Here is a 14,315-nt window from a genome sequence, read left to right on the forward strand (position 1 = left end):
ACAGACCAGCGGACTGACAGACCAGCGGACTGGCCGACCGGCGGACTAGCGCGCCTGCTCGGCCTGGAGGCGTAGTCCGGCGAGCAGCAGGTCGAGCCCGGCGCGGAACTGGTCGGCGTCGTCGTGCCCCTCGAACTCGTCGACCACCTCGTGCAGGAACGGGTACGACGCCGGGTCGAGCCCGCGCCACTGGTCGGCGTAGCGGCTGAGGTACTCGTCGCGCCCGACGGTGCCGTCGAGCACCTCCTGGGGCGGCTGCTGCCCGAGGTCGGCGGCGATGCCGATGGCGAAGCCGAGGATCGCCGACACCGCGTGGAAGCTCTGGCGCGGGGTGAGGCCGAGGCGGAGGACCTGCTGCCCGATGCGTTCGTAGAGCAGGAGCCCGTTGGGCTGCGTGCCGGTGTCGCGCATGAAGTACGCCGCCAGCCACGGCCGCTCCACGATGGTGCCGAAGAGCGACACGGCGATCGAGCGGAGGTCGTCGATCGGGTCCGGGCTGCCGGTGAACGCCTCGGTGTCGACGAGCACGCCCGCGAGGACGTGGTCGGTGGCGCGGTCGAGGAGCTCGTCCTTGTTGGCGACGTACCAGTAGATGCTGGCGACGCCGCCGCCGAGCCGGGCGGCGAGTGCGCGGAAGGTCAGCGCCGGCTCGCCGGCCTCGTCGAGCAGCGCCACGGCCTCGCCGATCACCGCCTCGAGGGAGTGCGACGCGCGGCGCCGTCCGCCCGGGCGCGCTCCTGCCGGGGTCCGCCTCGTCGGTGCTGCCATGTCGTTCATCCCATCACATCGGGCGTCGTGGTCTTGCCTCGCATCGAACACCGTTCTATCGTATCGAACGTCGTTCGAGAATCGAACGCTGTTCGATACCACTGGAGGTGTCCGATGGAACCCGCTCCCCACGCCGCTACCGCGGCCGCACCGCAGGCCGCGGCCACCGCCACCGGGGCCGCACCGCAGGCCGCGGCGCCGTCCGCCGCCGGCGCGCGGACCTACTCCTCCCTCCGGGCGGCGTGGATCCCGCTGGCCGCGCTCTGCCTGGCCTTCTTCGTCGAGATGGTCGACAACACGCTCCTGACCATCGCGCTGCCCACGATCGGCCGCGACCTGGGGAGCGGGACCACCGCGCTCCAGTGGGTTACGGGCGCCTACTCGCTCACGTTCGGCGGGCTCCTGCTGACGGCGGGCTCCGCGGCCGACCGGCTCGGTCGGCGCCGGGTGCTGCTGGTCGGGCTCGCCGTGTTCGGGGCCGTGAGCCTCGCGGTGGTCGCGGTGGAGTCGGCCGGTGAGCTGATCGCGCTGCGTGCGGCGCTCGGTGTCGCGGCGGCCGCGATGGCGCCGATCACGAACTCGCTGGTGTTCCGGCTGTTCGACGACCAGGCGCTGCGGATGCGGGCGATGACGCTGATGATCGTCGTCGGGATGAGCGGCTTCATCCTCGGTCCGCTGCTGGGTGGCTCGGCCCTGGCGCACGTGCGCTGGGAGTGGCTGCTGGTCGTCAACGCGCCCATCGCGCTCATCGCCTGGATCGGGGTACGGATCGGCGTGGCCCCTGACCGTCCCGAGGACCTGACCAGCGAGCGCCTCGACCTGCCGGGCGCGGTGCTCAGCATCGCGGCGATCGGGTTCGCCTGCTACGCGCTCACCAGCGGTGTCGAGCACGGGTGGGTGTCGGTCGTGACGCTGGGCTCGGTCGCGGCGGCGGTGCTCGCGCTCGTCGCGTTCGTCCGCCACGAGCGGCGTACGGCGGCGCCGATGCTCGATCTCGGGGTCTTCTCCGACGGCACGGTCCGCGGGGCCGCCCTCGCCCAGGTCGGTACGTCGATCGCGATGGCGGGCGTCATGTTCGGCCTGATCCTGCACTTCCAGTACGCCTACGGCTGGAGCCCGGTCCGCGCCGGCCTCGCCAACCTCCCGCTCATCGTCACGATGATCGTCGCGACACCGATCTCGGAGCAGCTCGCGAAGCGGCTCGGGCACCGGGTCGCCTGCCTCGTTGGCGCGGCGCTCCTGGCCGGCTCGCTCGCGGGCCTGGCATGGGGCGTCGACCACGGCTATCCCGCGATCGCCGCCTGCATGGTGGTCCTGACGATCGGCCTGCGCACGGTGATGACCATCTGCGCGGTGGCTCTCGTCAGCGCGATGCCCAGCAACCGGACCTCGCTCGGCGCCGCGCTCAACGACACGGCCCAGGAGGTCGGTACGAGCGTCGGCACCGCGGTGGTCGGCACCCTCGTCGCGGCTCTGGTCACGACGAGCCTGCCGCCGGGGGTGTGGAGCAGTGAGCTCGTCGCGTCGTTCTTCCACGGCGAGCGCGTGATCTACGGAGTGCTGGCCGTCGTGGTCGGGATCGTCGCCGGTTGGGGCGCCCTGACGCTGACGGACTCACGCGTGACCGAGGAGCCGCGGGAGGAGCCGGTCCCGGCCTGACCCTGGACGTCGCTGTCCCGCTCTGATACAAACCTGACATCAGATTCGTATTTAGGAGTGAGATGTCGAGCACCGAGCGCACCTTCGTCGGCCTGCCGTCCCTGAACCTCCCGCGCGCGGGCGCCGGTGGCCACCCGTGCCAGGGCATCTACCACCGGCGAGCGGGGACGCAGCCGAAGGTCGCGATCATCGCGACGCACTACCAGATCGACTTCTCGGAGCACTACCTCGCTTCGTTCCTCGCCGAGCGCGGGTTCGGCTTCCTGGGCTGGAACACCCGGTTCCGCGGGGACGAGGCGCACTTCCTGCTCGACCACGCGCTGAGCGACATCGGCGTCGGTGTCCGGTGGCTGCGGGAGGAGGCCGGGGTCGACACGGTGATCCTGCTCGGCAACTCCGGGGGTGGCTCGCTGATGGCGGCGTACCAGTCGCAGGCGGTGGAGCCGATGGTGACCGCGCTGCCGGGCATGCAGCTGGCGCGGGGCGTCGAGGACCTGCCGCTCGCGGACGGCTACCTCTCGACGGCGGCCCACCTCGGGCGCCCCGACGTCCTCACCGCGTGGATGGACGGGTCCGTCACCGACGAGAGCGACCCGCTGGCGACCGATCCCGAGCTCGACCTGTTCAACCCCGCCAACGGCCCGGCGTACGACGACGCGTTCGTCGCGCGCTACCGGGCGGCCCAGGAGGCGCGGAACCACCGGATCACCCGCTGGGTCAAGGACGAGCTGGCCCGGCTGACCGCGGCCGGCTACCACGACCGGCCGTTCTCGGTCGCCCGCACGTGGGCCGACCCGCGGATGGTCGACCCGGCGCTGGAGCCGACCCGGCGCGAGCCGAACAGCTGCTACGCCGGTGTTCCCGAGCGCGCGAACCGCTCCGTCTACGGCATCGCGTCGGCGTGCACGCTGCGGACCTGGCTGTCGCTGTGGAGTCTCGAGGACTCCCAGACCCGCGCCCACGCGCACCTGCCGAAGATCACCGTCCCGGCGCTCGTGGTCAACGGCAATGCCGACACCGGCGTCTTCCCGAGCGACGCGCAGGCCATCCACGACCTGCTCGGCGCGAGCGACAAGGAGTCCCACGAGCTCGACGCCGACCACTACTTCCTCAACGACGGGGCGCGCGACGAGGTCGCCGACCTGATCGAGGCCTGGATCGGCAAGCGCTTTGCCTGAGCCGATGATCGACGTCTCCGACCGCTTCTTCGCGGCCGCCACCGCCCAGGATCTCGACGCCGTCCGCGCGCTCTACGCCGAGGACGCCCGGATCTGGCACAACTGGGACGACCACGAGCAGGACGTCGACGAGAACCTCGCCACGCTCGGCAGCCTGCCGCAGCGCTACGACCGCTTCGAGTACGACGCCGTGCGCACGGTCGCGCTCGCCGACGGCTTCCTGCGCCAGCACGACATCGTGGTCGAGCGGGCCGGGCGGTCGGCCCGGGTGCCGGCGATCCTGCGCGGGTACGTCGCGGACGGGCGGATCACCCGGATCGAGGAGTACTTCGACCTCGGCCAGCTGGCCGAGGTCCGCGCCGCCCAGCGCTGACCCCGCCCGGGGGCCGGGCCGGGGCCCCGCGCCGTCTCGCCAGACGGGCCCCAGCACGCTGTCTGACTGGAACTGCCTCATCATGCTGTCATGGACGTCGCGGGTGCGGACGACCCGATCTGGGTCGTGAAGCGGTGGCGCCGCTACGGCAACGACCGCCTGTACGTCGAGCTGGCCGACGGCGCCAAGGTCGGCTACTGGGACCTGGTCGCCGACACCGCGCACCCCAGCACGCCCGCTGACGAGGCGCTGCTGCTGCGGGCCGTCGCCGACTGGAAGGGCGGCCACCAGGTCGCCGCCGCGCCCCCCGCCGCGCCGCAGGCCGAGCCCGCGCCCGACCCGGAGCCCGTCGCCCCGCTGCCCTGGATCGACCTCGCGACGACGCCTCCCGGCGCCGCCGCCCGCGAGCAGGCCGAGGCGGCCCGCGCGGCCGCGCCGATCAAGACGGTGCTGGCCCGGGTGCTGGGTGTGCACACCGACGAGCGGGCGTGGCGGCTGGGCGCGGTGGGGGAGGAGCAGGTCGCCGCGCAGCTGGCCAAGGTGGCCCGGGACGACGGACGGTGGCGGTTCCTGCACGCGATCCCGGTGGGCAACCGGGGCAGCGACATCGACCACCTGGTGATCGGGCCCGGCGGCGTGTTCACGGTCAACACCAAGCACCACCCGGGCGCGAGCATCTGGGTGGGCGGCGAGACGTTGCTGGTCAACGGGACGCGGCAGCCCTACATCCGCAATGCGCGGCACGAGGCGGAGCGGGCCGGGCGGCTGTTGAGCGCGGCGTGCGGGTACCCGGTCCACGTCGGTGGTCTGGTGGTGCCGGTCAACACCGACGAGGTGGTGGTCAAGAGCCAGCCGGCGGGCGTGGCCGTCGTCCCGCGGCGCCGGTTGGCGGGATGGCTGCGGCGGCACGGGGAGATCCACCCACCGTCGACCGTCGAGGCCATCTTCGCGATGGCTCGACGGTCGACGACGTGGCAGTGAACGGGCCCAGCCTGAGCCCGGGCAGCCGCCCGGGCCAGCGCTAGCGCTGCGGTACGGCGGCCGACGTGCGCGCCGGGACGCGCAGGCCGGTCGAGGCGCCGGCGCTGCGGAACGCCTGGACGGCGCCCTCGGTGTCGCCGACCTCGGTGAGAAGCTCGGCGAGCTCGAACCACAGCTGGGCGGCCCGGCGGTCGGAGCCGGCCGCGGTCAGCGCGGTGACGCCGTCGCGGAACAGGTCGCGGGCGGCGTCGCGGTCGCCGTCGGCGAAGGCGATCCGGCCGCGCAGCACCGAGACGGAGGCGCGCAGCACCGAGGCGTCCTCGGGTGCGGTGGCGGTGGCCTTCTCGACGCACGAGCGGGCGGCGTCGTGGTCGCCGAGCGCGAAGTGCGCCTTGCCGCGGGTCAGGTGCACGAGCGCGACCTCGGTGGCGGACGCGCCGGACCAGGCGAGCTCCTGCTCGGCACCGGCCAGGGTGGCCAGGGCCGCGGCGGGGTCGGCCGGGTCGGAGAGCAGCTGGAGGTTGGCGACCTGGGCGCGCAGCGTGGCCAGGTTGCGGTTGTCGTCGCTGAGCGCGAAGAGGGCGAGCGCCTTGTCGGAGAGCTCGAGCGCGGCCTGGGTGCCGCCGCGCTGGGCCTCGGCCCGGCTCGCCTTCCAGTACGCCGTGGCCTTGCCGACCGCGGAGTCGTGCTGCTCGGCGGCCTCGAGGGTGCGTGCGCACATCCGCATCGCCTGGCCGGTGTCGCCCTGGAGCTCGTAGGCGCCGGCGACGGTGACGGTCAGCTCGACGGCCTCGCTGAGCCCGGACAGGCCGAGCTCGTCGATCATCGTGGCGGAGCGCTCGGCGATGCTGATCGCACGGGTGTGGTCGCCGCTGTCGCGGTAGCACCGGCACAGCGCGACGAGCGCCTCGAGCCAGCCCGCGTCGGGCGTCGGGGCCGAGGTGAGGTCCTCGAGGAGGAGGATCGCGCCGTCGAGGTCGCCGCTCGCCTCGAGCGCACCGGCCCGGACCTGGCGCGCCGCGCGCTGCACGAAGTCGATCCGCTCGGTCGCCGGGTCGTCGAGCACCGTGCCGACGGCGGCCAGGGCGCCCTCGGGGTCACCGGAGATCAGGCTCAGCCGGGCGTGGTCGACGGCGAGGCGCAGCTCGTGCACCTTGTCCCGGGGGACGTCGAGGAGCAGGTCCTCGAGCGTGACGCCCATCCGGTTCGCCATCCGTTCGAGCAGGCCGGCCTCCGGACGGCGCTGGCCGTCCTCGATCCGGGACAGGTACGCCGCCGAGACGTCGTCACCTGCGACCTGGGCCTGGGTCATCCCGGCGGCCACACGCGCGATGCGCATGCGGCGGCCGAGCTCTGCCGCGTCGATGGTGCGGCTCAATTCCGCGAGGTGTGTGTCCACAGCGCCTATTCTGCCTCGACTTGACAAGGAGCGATACGAGGGACACGCATTTTGGTCGAGGTCACCGGAAGTTCGGTACGCCGCCGTCCGGGGCGGCGCCCGGCTTCGGACCCAGGCAGACGGCCACGAGCTCGCCCGCAGCCTCTCCGCTGAAGACCGCCCAGCCGCGGTCGAAGGACACCAGCTCGGTGCCTCCTGCCGGGGTCCGGACGATCGCGGTGCTCGGGATGACGTCGCGGTCGAACCCGGTGACCGAGCAGCGGTTCTGCTCCATCAACGCGTCGAGCGGTCCCATCGACAGGCCGAGCTGGGTGGAGGGCGCGCTCGGCTTGGGTGTCGAGACGACACCGACCGCGCCGAAGCCGACCAGCAGGGTGAGAGCGGCGACCGTGGTCGCCGTCCGCACGGAGTGGACGCCGACCCGCAACCAGCGGGGAGGCGTGATGGTGTCGCGCACCTTCGTCCCCCTCGTCCGGTCTGGTCGTCCACGTTCGGTCCGTCGTGATCTCAACGACCTGGACGGCGCCGGGTCACGACTGGTCGGCTACCGGCAGGATGGGTCCATGAGCATGACCTGGTTCGACTCACCGACCGACGCGACGGCCCGGCTCGAGGGCGCCGGCTACCTCGCGGACGCAGCGACGGCGACCACCACGTTCCTCGCGGGCGCACTGGAGAAGCCGCTCCTGCTGGAGGGTCCGGCCGGTGTCGGCAAGACCGAGCTGGCCAAGGCGGTCTCGCGCGCGACGGGCGCCGAGCTGGTGCGGCTCCAGTGCTACGAGGGGCTCGACGAGGCCCGCGCGCTCTACGAGTGGAACTACAAGAAGCAGTTGCTTGCGATCCAAGCCAGCGGCGCCGAGGCACAGGCAGGACCAGGGACCACTGGGGACGGCGACCACCAATCCCGGCCATGGGAGGACCTGGACCGGAGCATCTTCACGGAGGAGTTCCTGCTGACCCGGCCGCTGCTCACCGCGATCCGGCGCGAGGAGCCGACGGTGCTGCTCATCGACGAGGTCGACAAGACCGACATCGAGGTCGAGGGCCTGCTGCTCGAGGTGCTCAGCGACTTCCAGGTCACGATCCCCGAGCTGGGCACGGTCGCCGCGACCCGCCGTCCCTACGTCGTGCTCACGTCCAACGCGAGCCGCGAGCTCTCCGAGGCCGTGAAGAGGCGCTGCCTCTACCTGCACATCGACTACCCGGACGCCGCCCGCGAGCGGCAGATCCTCCAGCAGCAGGTGCCCGCCCTCGACGACCGGATCGCCGAGCAGCTCGTCGCCACGGTCGGCCGGCTACGCGAGCTCGAGCTCAAGAAGGCGCCGTCGATCGCGGAGTCCGTCGACTGGGCGCGCACGCTCATCGCACTCGAGATCCGCGAGCTCGACGAGAAGGCGATCAAGGACACCCTCGGCGCCGTCCTCAAGCACCAGTCCGACCACGAGCGTGCGGTCAAGGAGCTCAAGCTCGCCCGGGCTTGAGGACGCCATGACCGACCGCACCGACCAGTCCGGGCTGCTCGACCGCCACCTCGCGTTCGTCGAGGCGCTGCGCGGCGCCGGGCTGTCGGTGTCGCTCGCCGAGGACACCGACGCCGTCGCGGCCCTGGCGGCCGTGCACTGGTCCGACCGTACGACGGTCCGCGACGCCTTCGCCGCGACGCTGGTCAAGAAGCAGGCCCAGCGCACGACCTTCGACGCGCTCTTCGACGTCTACTTCCCCGCGATGGTGGGCGATGGCGCCGCAGCGGCCGCTGACGCGGACGACACCGATGCGGCCGGCCCGAGCAAGGACAACGCCACGGCGCTGGTCGGTTTCCGCGACCGGCTGGCCGAGGCGCTCGAGGCCGCCCAGCTCGACGACGCCCAACTGCGCCAGATGGCCGCCGAGATGGTCGGCACGTTCGGCGCGATGCCCGGTCGTGGGCCGGGGCTGTCGTCGTGGTCGGCCTACACCGCGCTCCAGCGGGTCGCCCCGCAGGAGCTGATCGACCGGCTGGTCGCGGGTCTGATGAACGCCGGCGCCGACGAGGACGACGCCCGCCGCCAGGCCGGCCGCCGGATCGGCGCGTTCACGGCCCTCGTCGAGGACGACGCCCGCCGGCGGATCGCCGAGGAGAAGGGGCCCGACCACGTCGCCGACGTCGCGATCCGGCCGAGCATCGACAAGCTCGCGTTCATGGCCGCGCGGCGTACCGACCTCGACGAGATGCGCAAGGAGATCTTCCCCCTCGCGCGCCGGCTCGCGACCCGGCTCGCCAAGGAGCAGCACTCCCGGCACGCGCGGACCGCGCCGCTCGACTTCCGTCGTACGGTGCGCGCGTCGATCGCCACCGGCGGCGTCCCGATCACCACGCACCACCGGCCCAAGCGCCCGCACCGCACCGACCTGGTCGTGCTGTGCGACGTGAGCGGATCGGTCGCCAACTTCGCCCAGTTCACGCTGCTGTTCGTGTTCGCGCTGCGTGAGGTCTTCCAGTCGATGCGGGCGTTCACGTTCATCGACCACGTGCACGAGGTGACCGGTCACTTCCGCCCGGGTGCCGACCCGGTCGACGTCCTCTCCGACCTCGCGGCCAGCGCCAGCCATGCGGCGCTGTGGGGCCGGACCAACTACGGCCGGGCGTTCACGAAGTTCGCCGAGAACCACGCCGACGCGCTCACCCCCAAGACCACACTGCTGATCCTCGGCGACGCGCGCTCCAACTACAGCGACCTGCACGAGGACACCCTCCGGCAGCTCACGAGCTCGGTGAAGCGCACCTTCTGGCTCAACCCCGAGCACCAGCGCAACTGGGGCACCGGCGACTCCGCGGCCCCTACCTATGCCGAGATCGTGCGGATGATCGAGTGCCGCAACCTCACCCAGCTCAGCGAGTTCGTGCACGAGCTCGCCTGGTGATGCAGTGAGGCCGGTGCGCACGGGTCAGGCAGTGAACTCCAGCGGCTCGTTCTCGACCGGCTTGCGGAAGACCAGCAGGTCCTTGAAGTAGTTCATCTTGAGCCGCCACGGCTCGACCGAGCCCTGCTTGGGGAACTGCTCGATCGAGCGCATGACGTAGCCCGCCTCGAAGTCGAGGAACGGCTCCTCGGCGACGGCCGGGTCGCGACGCGGTACGACGACGCGCGTGCCGGTCTTGTCCAGGTGCTGGAGCACGCGGACGACGTACTGGCAGACGAGGTCGGCCTTGAGCGTCCAGGACGCGTTGGTGTAGCCGACGATGAACGCGAAGTTCGGGATGTCGCTGAGCATCATGCCCTTGAACGCCATCGTGTCGGGCAGCTTGACCTCGGCACCGTCGACGGCGAGCGTCGCGCCGCCGAAGACCTGGAGGTTGAGGCCGGTCGCGGTGACGATGATGTCGGCCTCGAGCTCCTGGCCGGACTCGAGCAGGATGCCCTTGTCGGTGAAGCGCGCGATGCGGTCGGTGACCATGTCGACGGTGTGCCGGCGCAGTGCCTTGAACAGGTCGCCGCGCGGGACGACGCACAGCCGCTGGTCCCAGGGGGCGTAGGGCGGCGTGAAGTGCTCGTCGTACGAGACGTCCTTGGGGAGCTGGCGCTCGGACATCCGGCGGATCAGGGCGCGCGCCTCGCGCGGCCGGGCGCGGCAGAACTCGTAGAAGCCGATCGTCATCGCGAGGTAGCGGCCGCGGACGAGCTTGCCGGCGACCTTGTCGGGCAGCGTCTGCAGCAGGCGGTAGGAGATCGGGTCGGTGAGCGGCTGGCTGACGATGAACGTCGGCGTGCGCTGGAGCATCGTGACGTGCCCGGCGCCGCTGTCGGCCAGCGACGGGATCAGCGTGACGGCGGTGGCGCCGGAGCCGATGACGACGACCTTCTTGCCCTGGTAGTCGAGGTCCTCGGGCCAGTGCTGCGGGTGGATCACCTGACCCTGGAAGTCGCCGATGCCCTCGAAGTCGGGCGTGAAGCCCTCGTCGTAGCGGTAGTAGCCGGACGTCGACCACAGGAAGCCCGCGGTGATCTGCTTGGTCTCGCCGGTGTCGGTGTGCTCGACGGTGACGGTCCAGCGCGCGTCGTCGGTGGAGAACTCCGCGTGCACGAGCTTGTGGTGGTAGCGGATGTGCTGGTCGATGCCGTTCTCGCGCGCGGCCTCCTGGAGGTAGGCGCGGATGTCGGCACCGTCGGCGATGGCCTTCTTGCCCTTCCAGGGCTTCCAGCCGAAGCCGAGGGTGTACATGTCGGAGTCGGAGCGGATGCCCGGGTAGCGGAACAGGTCCCAGGTACCGCCGAGGGCGTCGCGCATCTCGAGGATGGCGTACGACCGGGCCGGGAAGGCCTTGCCGATGTGGTAGGCCGCGTCGATGCCGGACAGGCCGGCGCCGATGATGAGGACGTCGAGGTGCTCCACGGAATCGGACATCTAGGCTTCCTTCAGGTTGAGGAGCTGCTCGACCGGGAGGTCGGGCACCTCGATGTTGCGGGAGGCGGCGAGCCCCTCGATCTGCAGCCAGGTCACGTCGGCCAGCAGCCGGGTGAACTGGGGGGCCGGCGGGCGCAGCTCCTCGCGGGAGCTCCAGTTGCGGACGGCGGCCATCACGCCACCGACGAGCAGGAAGACCCACGGCGTCAGGGCGTCGCGGTCGTCCTCCTCGACGTCGGCCTCGAGGACGGCGAGGAAGCCGCCGATGACCAGCTCGATCTGCTCGGCGATCTGGCCGATCGCGACGTCGAGCGGCTTGGACGCGGCGCCCGCGATGTCGCGCTCGGCGAACCTCATCAGGGCGACGTTGTCGGCGCCCCAGCCGACGTAGGCGTGGACGATCCGCTCGACGATCTCGCGCGGGGTGCCCTCGAGGGTGACCGCGGCGAGCAGGAGCTCGCCGGCGCGGGTGCAGATCTCCTGCTGGATGGCGACGTCGAGGTCGGTGCGGTCCTCGAAGTAGCGGTAGAGCACGGTGCGGTGCACGGAGGCCTCGTCGGCGATCAGCTGCACGCTCAGCTCGGCACCGGGCTCGAGGTCGCGCGCGAGCACCGTCAGGGCGGCGTCGATGACGGCCTGCCGGCGGTCGGCGTTGTGCTGCTGCCAACGCCGCTTGCGGCCGTCGGTCGAATCGCGTCTCCCGTTGCCGGTCGCCACGGCGACACCTCCTCGCATCGTCACGATGTCAGCGACACCGTACGACGAAGCAGCCCGCGCCGCCGGGTCGCGACCGGAGTCGCGGCGACCGAGCGCTGCTCGGCGACGTCGGTGATCTTGGCCCGCGGCCGGCCCGCCTGCGCGCCCCGCTCGCGCTCGGCGGCGTCGAGGCGCTGCCAGGCGGCGAGGTCGGCGGCCTGGGGGTGCCGGGCGGTGACGAGGGCGGTGAGCTCGGCGGCCGAGCCGGTGGGTGCGGGGAGTCCGGCGTCGAGGTCGTCGAGGATCGTCTCGACGGTCTCCTGGGCGTCGGTCTTGTTGGTGCCGATGAAGCCGGTCGGGCCGCGCTTGATCCAGCCCACGACGTAGAGACCGGGCTCGACCCGGCCCTCGTGGTTCGGCACGGTCGCGGTGCGCTCGTCGAACGGCAGCCCGGCGACGGGGCGGCCGCGGTGGCCGACGGAGCGGACGACCAGGCCGGCCTCGATGGTGCGGACGTCGTCGGTGGCGACGGCGCGGACCGTGCCGTCGGCGTCCGCGACGAGCTCGTTGCGGGCGACCCGGACGCCGGTGACCCGGCCGTCGGCGCCGAGGACCTCGACGGGGGAGGAGGTGAACGCGAGGACGATCCGGCGCCGGCCGGCGTCGCCCGAGGGGGCGCGCTCGGCGAGCTCGCGCAGCAGGGTGCTGCGCTGGTCGTCGCCCGTGAGCAGCGCCGGGTCGGCCTCGACGACCACGTCGACGTCGTCGAGCGCGGCCAGTCCGATCAGCTCGGGCACGGTGAACGCGGCCTGGGCGGGACCCCGCCGGCCCAGGACGACGACCTCGCGGACCGCGCTGGCGCGCAGCTGGTCGAGCGGGCCGGGAGCCAGGTCGGTGCGCTCCAGCACGTCGATCGGGCGGGCCAGGATGCGGGCCACGTCGAGGGCGACGTTGCCGTTGCCGACGACGACCGCCCGCTCGTGGGCGAGGGGGACGTCGAGCCCCTGCTGGTCGGGGTGGCCGTTGTACCAGCCGACGAGGGCGGTCGCGGGGACCGAGCCGGCGAGCTCCTCGCCGGGGATGTCGAGGCTGCGGTCGGCGGAGGCGCCGACGGCGTAGACGACCGCGTCGTAGTGGGCGCGCAGGTCGGCGAGCGTCACCGCGTCGGCCCGGTCGGGGGCGCCGACCTCGACGTCGAGGAAGTAGCGGAACCGCGGCTGGCGCTCGATCGCCTCGAAGAGCCGGGTGACGAGCTTGGTCGAGGCGTGGTCCGGTGCGACACCGTGGCGGACCAGCCCGTACGGCGTGCGCAGCCGGTCGTAGACGTCGACGCCGCCGACCTCGGGGTGCTTGAGCAGCTCGTCGGCCGTGTAGAGCCCGGCGGGCCCGGCACCGACCACGGCGACCCGGAACGGGCCGGTGCGGGTGAGCCGGCGCTGCTGGGGGACCAGCGCGACCGGCGTCCGGTCGGCGTGCGGGAAGGCGTCGTAGTAGGCGGCGTTGAGCTCGAGGAACGGCAGCTGCTTGGTCGTCAGCGCCGCGTCCGGCACCATCGCGCCGACCGGGCAGGCCGTGGCGCAGGCCCCGCAGCCGACGCAGGAGTCGGCGTCGACGTAGACCATCTCGGTGGTGCCGAAGCCCGGCTCACCGGGAGCGGGGTGGATGCAGTTGACCGGGCAGGCGACGACGCACGAGGCGTCGGCGCAGCACGACTGCGTGACGACGTAGGCCATGGTGGGTCCGCGGTCCGCTCAGACGGCGGCGGACTTGGGCTCGCTGCGGAAGCGCGAGGGACGGCCGTCGATGCCGAGCAGGCGCCACACGCGGCGCGAGACGCGGTTCATCAGGCCGAGCTCGTCGGCGAGCATGCGGACGTCGCCGAAGGTGTCGCGCAGGAGCTTCTCGGACTTGTCGGACTTCCAGTAGACCTCGCGCATGACGCTCTTGGGGATGTCGAGGTCCTTCTGCATCTTGCGCGTGGGCTTCATGATCACGTCGCACAGGACCCGCATGATCAGCGGGTAGGCGAGCGAGAGCCCGAACCGCTGGAGCGTGCCGTAGTCCTTGGAGCGCTCGACCAGGTAGGAGTGCGCGAAGCCGATGTGGCGGGCCTCCTCGGCCACGTGGATCTGCATCACCCGGGTGACCATGGGGTGCATCTCGTGACCCGAGCGCAGCACGGACTTCTGGAGGTAGTCGATCGGCTCCTCGCCGGCCAGGATGCCCATGAAGAAGACGTTGGGCAGGCCGCGGCCGGCCAGGGTGAGCAGCGGCGCGACCTTGACGAACCAGCCGGGGCCGCCCTGGACGTCGATGCCGATCCGGTTGACGCCCTCCTGAAACATCTGGGTGTGGTGGCACTCCTCGGTCACCTCGTGGGTGGAGTAGCGGAACTCCGCCTGGCCGTTGGGCATGCCGATCAGGTGGTTCATCACGCCGGCGATGAGCAGCTGCTCGAACTGGAGGCCGACCTTCATGATGTTGGCCATCCGGTACATGCCGATCTCGATCTGGCGCTCCTGCGGGAGCGAGCGGTACCAGTCGGTGCCGCCGAGCGAGTCGATCTCGGGGAGGATCCAGCGCGGGTCGTTCGGCACGACCTCGAGCTCGGGGCTGTCCCAGGCGATGTCGAGGAAGGCGTCGAAGTGCTGGTGGACCGACGCCTCGGACAGCACGCGCAGCGTGTCCTGGTAGCTCAGGCCAGTGGTGTCGACAGGGGTGTCGACGGGGGTGTCGGCGGTCGCAGTCATGTCGTCGGTCCGTTTCTCGTCATCGAAATCAGGAGCATGCGCTGTGTTAGCGCAACACCATGTTGCGTACATTGACCGGGGTTTTGTCAAGCGATTCGTCGAAGATTTGAGTACTCGTGCCCAGCCTG

General features: G+C 71.9%; 13 protein-coding genes. 6 read left to right on the plus strand and 7 right to left on the minus strand.

From position 1 onward, the window contains the following. Nucleotides 1-45: 45 nt before the first annotated feature. Complete coding sequence (locus CCO04_RS03130) at nt 46-768, minus strand: TetR/AcrR family transcriptional regulator (RefSeq protein ID WP_252372601.1); 723 nt, start codon at nt 766-768, stop codon at nt 46-48. Between the two features lie 114 nt (nt 769-882). Between CCO04_RS03130 and CCO04_RS03135 the strand changes: the two genes are divergently transcribed. The 4 genes from CCO04_RS03135 to CCO04_RS03150 all read left to right on the plus strand — a co-directional run bounded on the left by CCO04_RS03135 (nt 883) and on the right by CCO04_RS03150 (nt 4,959). After that, nucleotides 883-2,427, plus strand: a complete 1,545-nt coding sequence (locus tag CCO04_RS03135; protein WP_215812624.1) for an MFS transporter — start codon at nt 883-885, stop codon at nt 2,425-2,427. A 62-nt stretch (nt 2,428-2,489) separates the two neighbouring features. After that, on the plus strand, nt 2,490-3,605 hold the full coding sequence (locus tag CCO04_RS03140) for a lysophospholipase (RefSeq protein WP_215812625.1): 1,116 nt from the start codon (nt 2,490-2,492) through the stop codon (nt 3,603-3,605). 4 nt (nt 3,606-3,609) lie between these two features. Further along, entirely contained in the window at nt 3,610-3,978 is a 369-nt protein-coding gene (locus CCO04_RS03145; protein ID WP_215812626.1) for a nuclear transport factor 2 family protein, read from the plus strand. Nucleotides 3,979-4,068: 90 nt separating this feature from the next. Continuing rightward, complete coding sequence (locus tag CCO04_RS03150) at nt 4,069-4,959, plus strand: nuclease-related domain-containing protein (RefSeq protein WP_215812627.1); 891 nt, start codon at nt 4,069-4,071, stop codon at nt 4,957-4,959. 40 nt (nt 4,960-4,999) lie between these two features. Here CCO04_RS03150 and CCO04_RS03155 read toward each other — a convergent pair whose 3' ends face one another. Next, entirely contained in the window at nt 5,000-6,358 is a 1,359-nt protein-coding gene (locus CCO04_RS03155) for a helix-turn-helix domain-containing protein (protein ID WP_215812628.1), read from the minus strand. A 61-nt stretch (nt 6,359-6,419) separates the two neighbouring features. Next, entirely contained in the window at nt 6,420-6,815 is a 396-nt protein-coding gene (locus CCO04_RS03160; protein WP_215812629.1) for a hypothetical protein, read from the minus strand. Between the two features lie 106 nt (nt 6,816-6,921). On the opposite strand from CCO04_RS03160, the gene CCO04_RS03165 reads away from it, so the two are divergent. Beyond that, nucleotides 6,922-7,839 (plus strand): MoxR family ATPase, encoded by a 918-nt coding sequence (locus CCO04_RS03165; protein ID WP_215812630.1) that lies wholly within the window; start codon nt 6,922-6,924, stop codon nt 7,837-7,839. 7 nt (nt 7,840-7,846) lie between these two features. After that, the gene (locus CCO04_RS03170) at nt 7,847-9,259 is read left to right on the plus strand and encodes a VWA domain-containing protein (RefSeq protein ID WP_215812631.1); all 1,413 of its coding nucleotides are present in this window, start codon (nt 7,847-7,849) and stop codon (nt 9,257-9,259) included. A gap of 24 nt (nt 9,260-9,283) precedes the next feature. Here CCO04_RS03170 and CCO04_RS03175 read toward each other — a convergent pair whose 3' ends face one another. Genes CCO04_RS03175 through CCO04_RS03190 form a run of 4 tightly spaced genes read right to left on the minus strand, consistent with a single transcriptional unit; the run spans nt 9,284 to nt 14,187 of the window. After that, complete coding sequence (locus CCO04_RS03175; RefSeq protein WP_215812632.1) at nt 9,284-10,741, minus strand: NAD(P)/FAD-dependent oxidoreductase; 1,458 nt, start codon at nt 10,739-10,741, stop codon at nt 9,284-9,286. Continuing rightward, on the minus strand, nt 10,742-11,482 hold the full coding sequence (locus CCO04_RS03180; protein ID WP_215812633.1) for a TetR/AcrR family transcriptional regulator: 741 nt from the start codon (nt 11,480-11,482) through the stop codon (nt 10,742-10,744). Beyond that, complete coding sequence (locus CCO04_RS03185; protein WP_215812634.1) at nt 11,479-13,170, minus strand: FAD-dependent oxidoreductase; 1,692 nt, start codon at nt 13,168-13,170, stop codon at nt 11,479-11,481. Before CCO04_RS03185 ends, CCO04_RS03180 begins: the two co-directional genes overlap by 4 nt. A gap of 18 nt (nt 13,171-13,188) precedes the next feature. Next, nucleotides 13,189-14,187 carry a diiron oxygenase gene (locus CCO04_RS03190; protein ID WP_215812635.1) on the minus strand — a complete coding sequence of 333 codons (999 nt, stop codon included), beginning with the start codon at nt 14,185-14,187 and terminating at the stop codon, nt 13,189-13,191. Nucleotides 14,188-14,315: the final 128 nt, after the last annotated feature.

It is taken from the genome of Pimelobacter sp. 30-1 (assembly GCF_018831735.1).
Taxonomy (GTDB): Bacteria; Actinomycetota; Actinomycetes; order Propionibacteriales; family Nocardioidaceae; genus Nocardioides.

Excerpts from the sequence above, each read along its gene's own strand:
- CCO04_RS03170 (WP_215812631.1), top strand. The coding sequence starts at position 7,847 with ATGACCGACCGCACCGACCAGTCCGGGCTGCTCGACCGCCACCTCGCG.
- CCO04_RS03135 (WP_215812624.1), top strand. The coding sequence starts at position 883 with ATGGAACCCGCTCCCCACGCCGCTACCGCGGCCGCACCGCAGGCCGCG.
- CCO04_RS03145 (WP_215812626.1), top strand. The coding sequence starts at position 3,610 with ATGATCGACGTCTCCGACCGCTTCTTCGCGGCCGCCACCGCCCAGGAT.
- CCO04_RS03165 (WP_215812630.1), top strand. The coding sequence starts at position 6,922 with ATGAGCATGACCTGGTTCGACTCACCGACCGACGCGACGGCCCGGCTC.
- CCO04_RS03140 (WP_215812625.1), top strand. The coding sequence starts at position 2,490 with ATGTCGAGCACCGAGCGCACCTTCGTCGGCCTGCCGTCCCTGAACCTC.
- CCO04_RS03175 (WP_215812632.1), bottom strand. The coding sequence starts at position 10,741 with ATGTCCGATTCCGTGGAGCACCTCGACGTCCTCATCATCGGCGCCGGC.
- CCO04_RS03150 (WP_215812627.1), top strand. The coding sequence starts at position 4,069 with ATGGACGTCGCGGGTGCGGACGACCCGATCTGGGTCGTGAAGCGGTGG.
- CCO04_RS03185 (WP_215812634.1), bottom strand. The coding sequence starts at position 13,170 with ATGGCCTACGTCGTCACGCAGTCGTGCTGCGCCGACGCCTCGTGCGTC.
- CCO04_RS03190 (WP_215812635.1), bottom strand. The coding sequence starts at position 14,187 with ATGACTGCGACCGCCGACACCCCCGTCGACACCCCTGTCGACACCACT.
- CCO04_RS03130 (WP_252372601.1), bottom strand. The coding sequence starts at position 768 with ATGGCAGCACCGACGAGGCGGACCCCGGCAGGAGCGCGCCCGGGCGGA.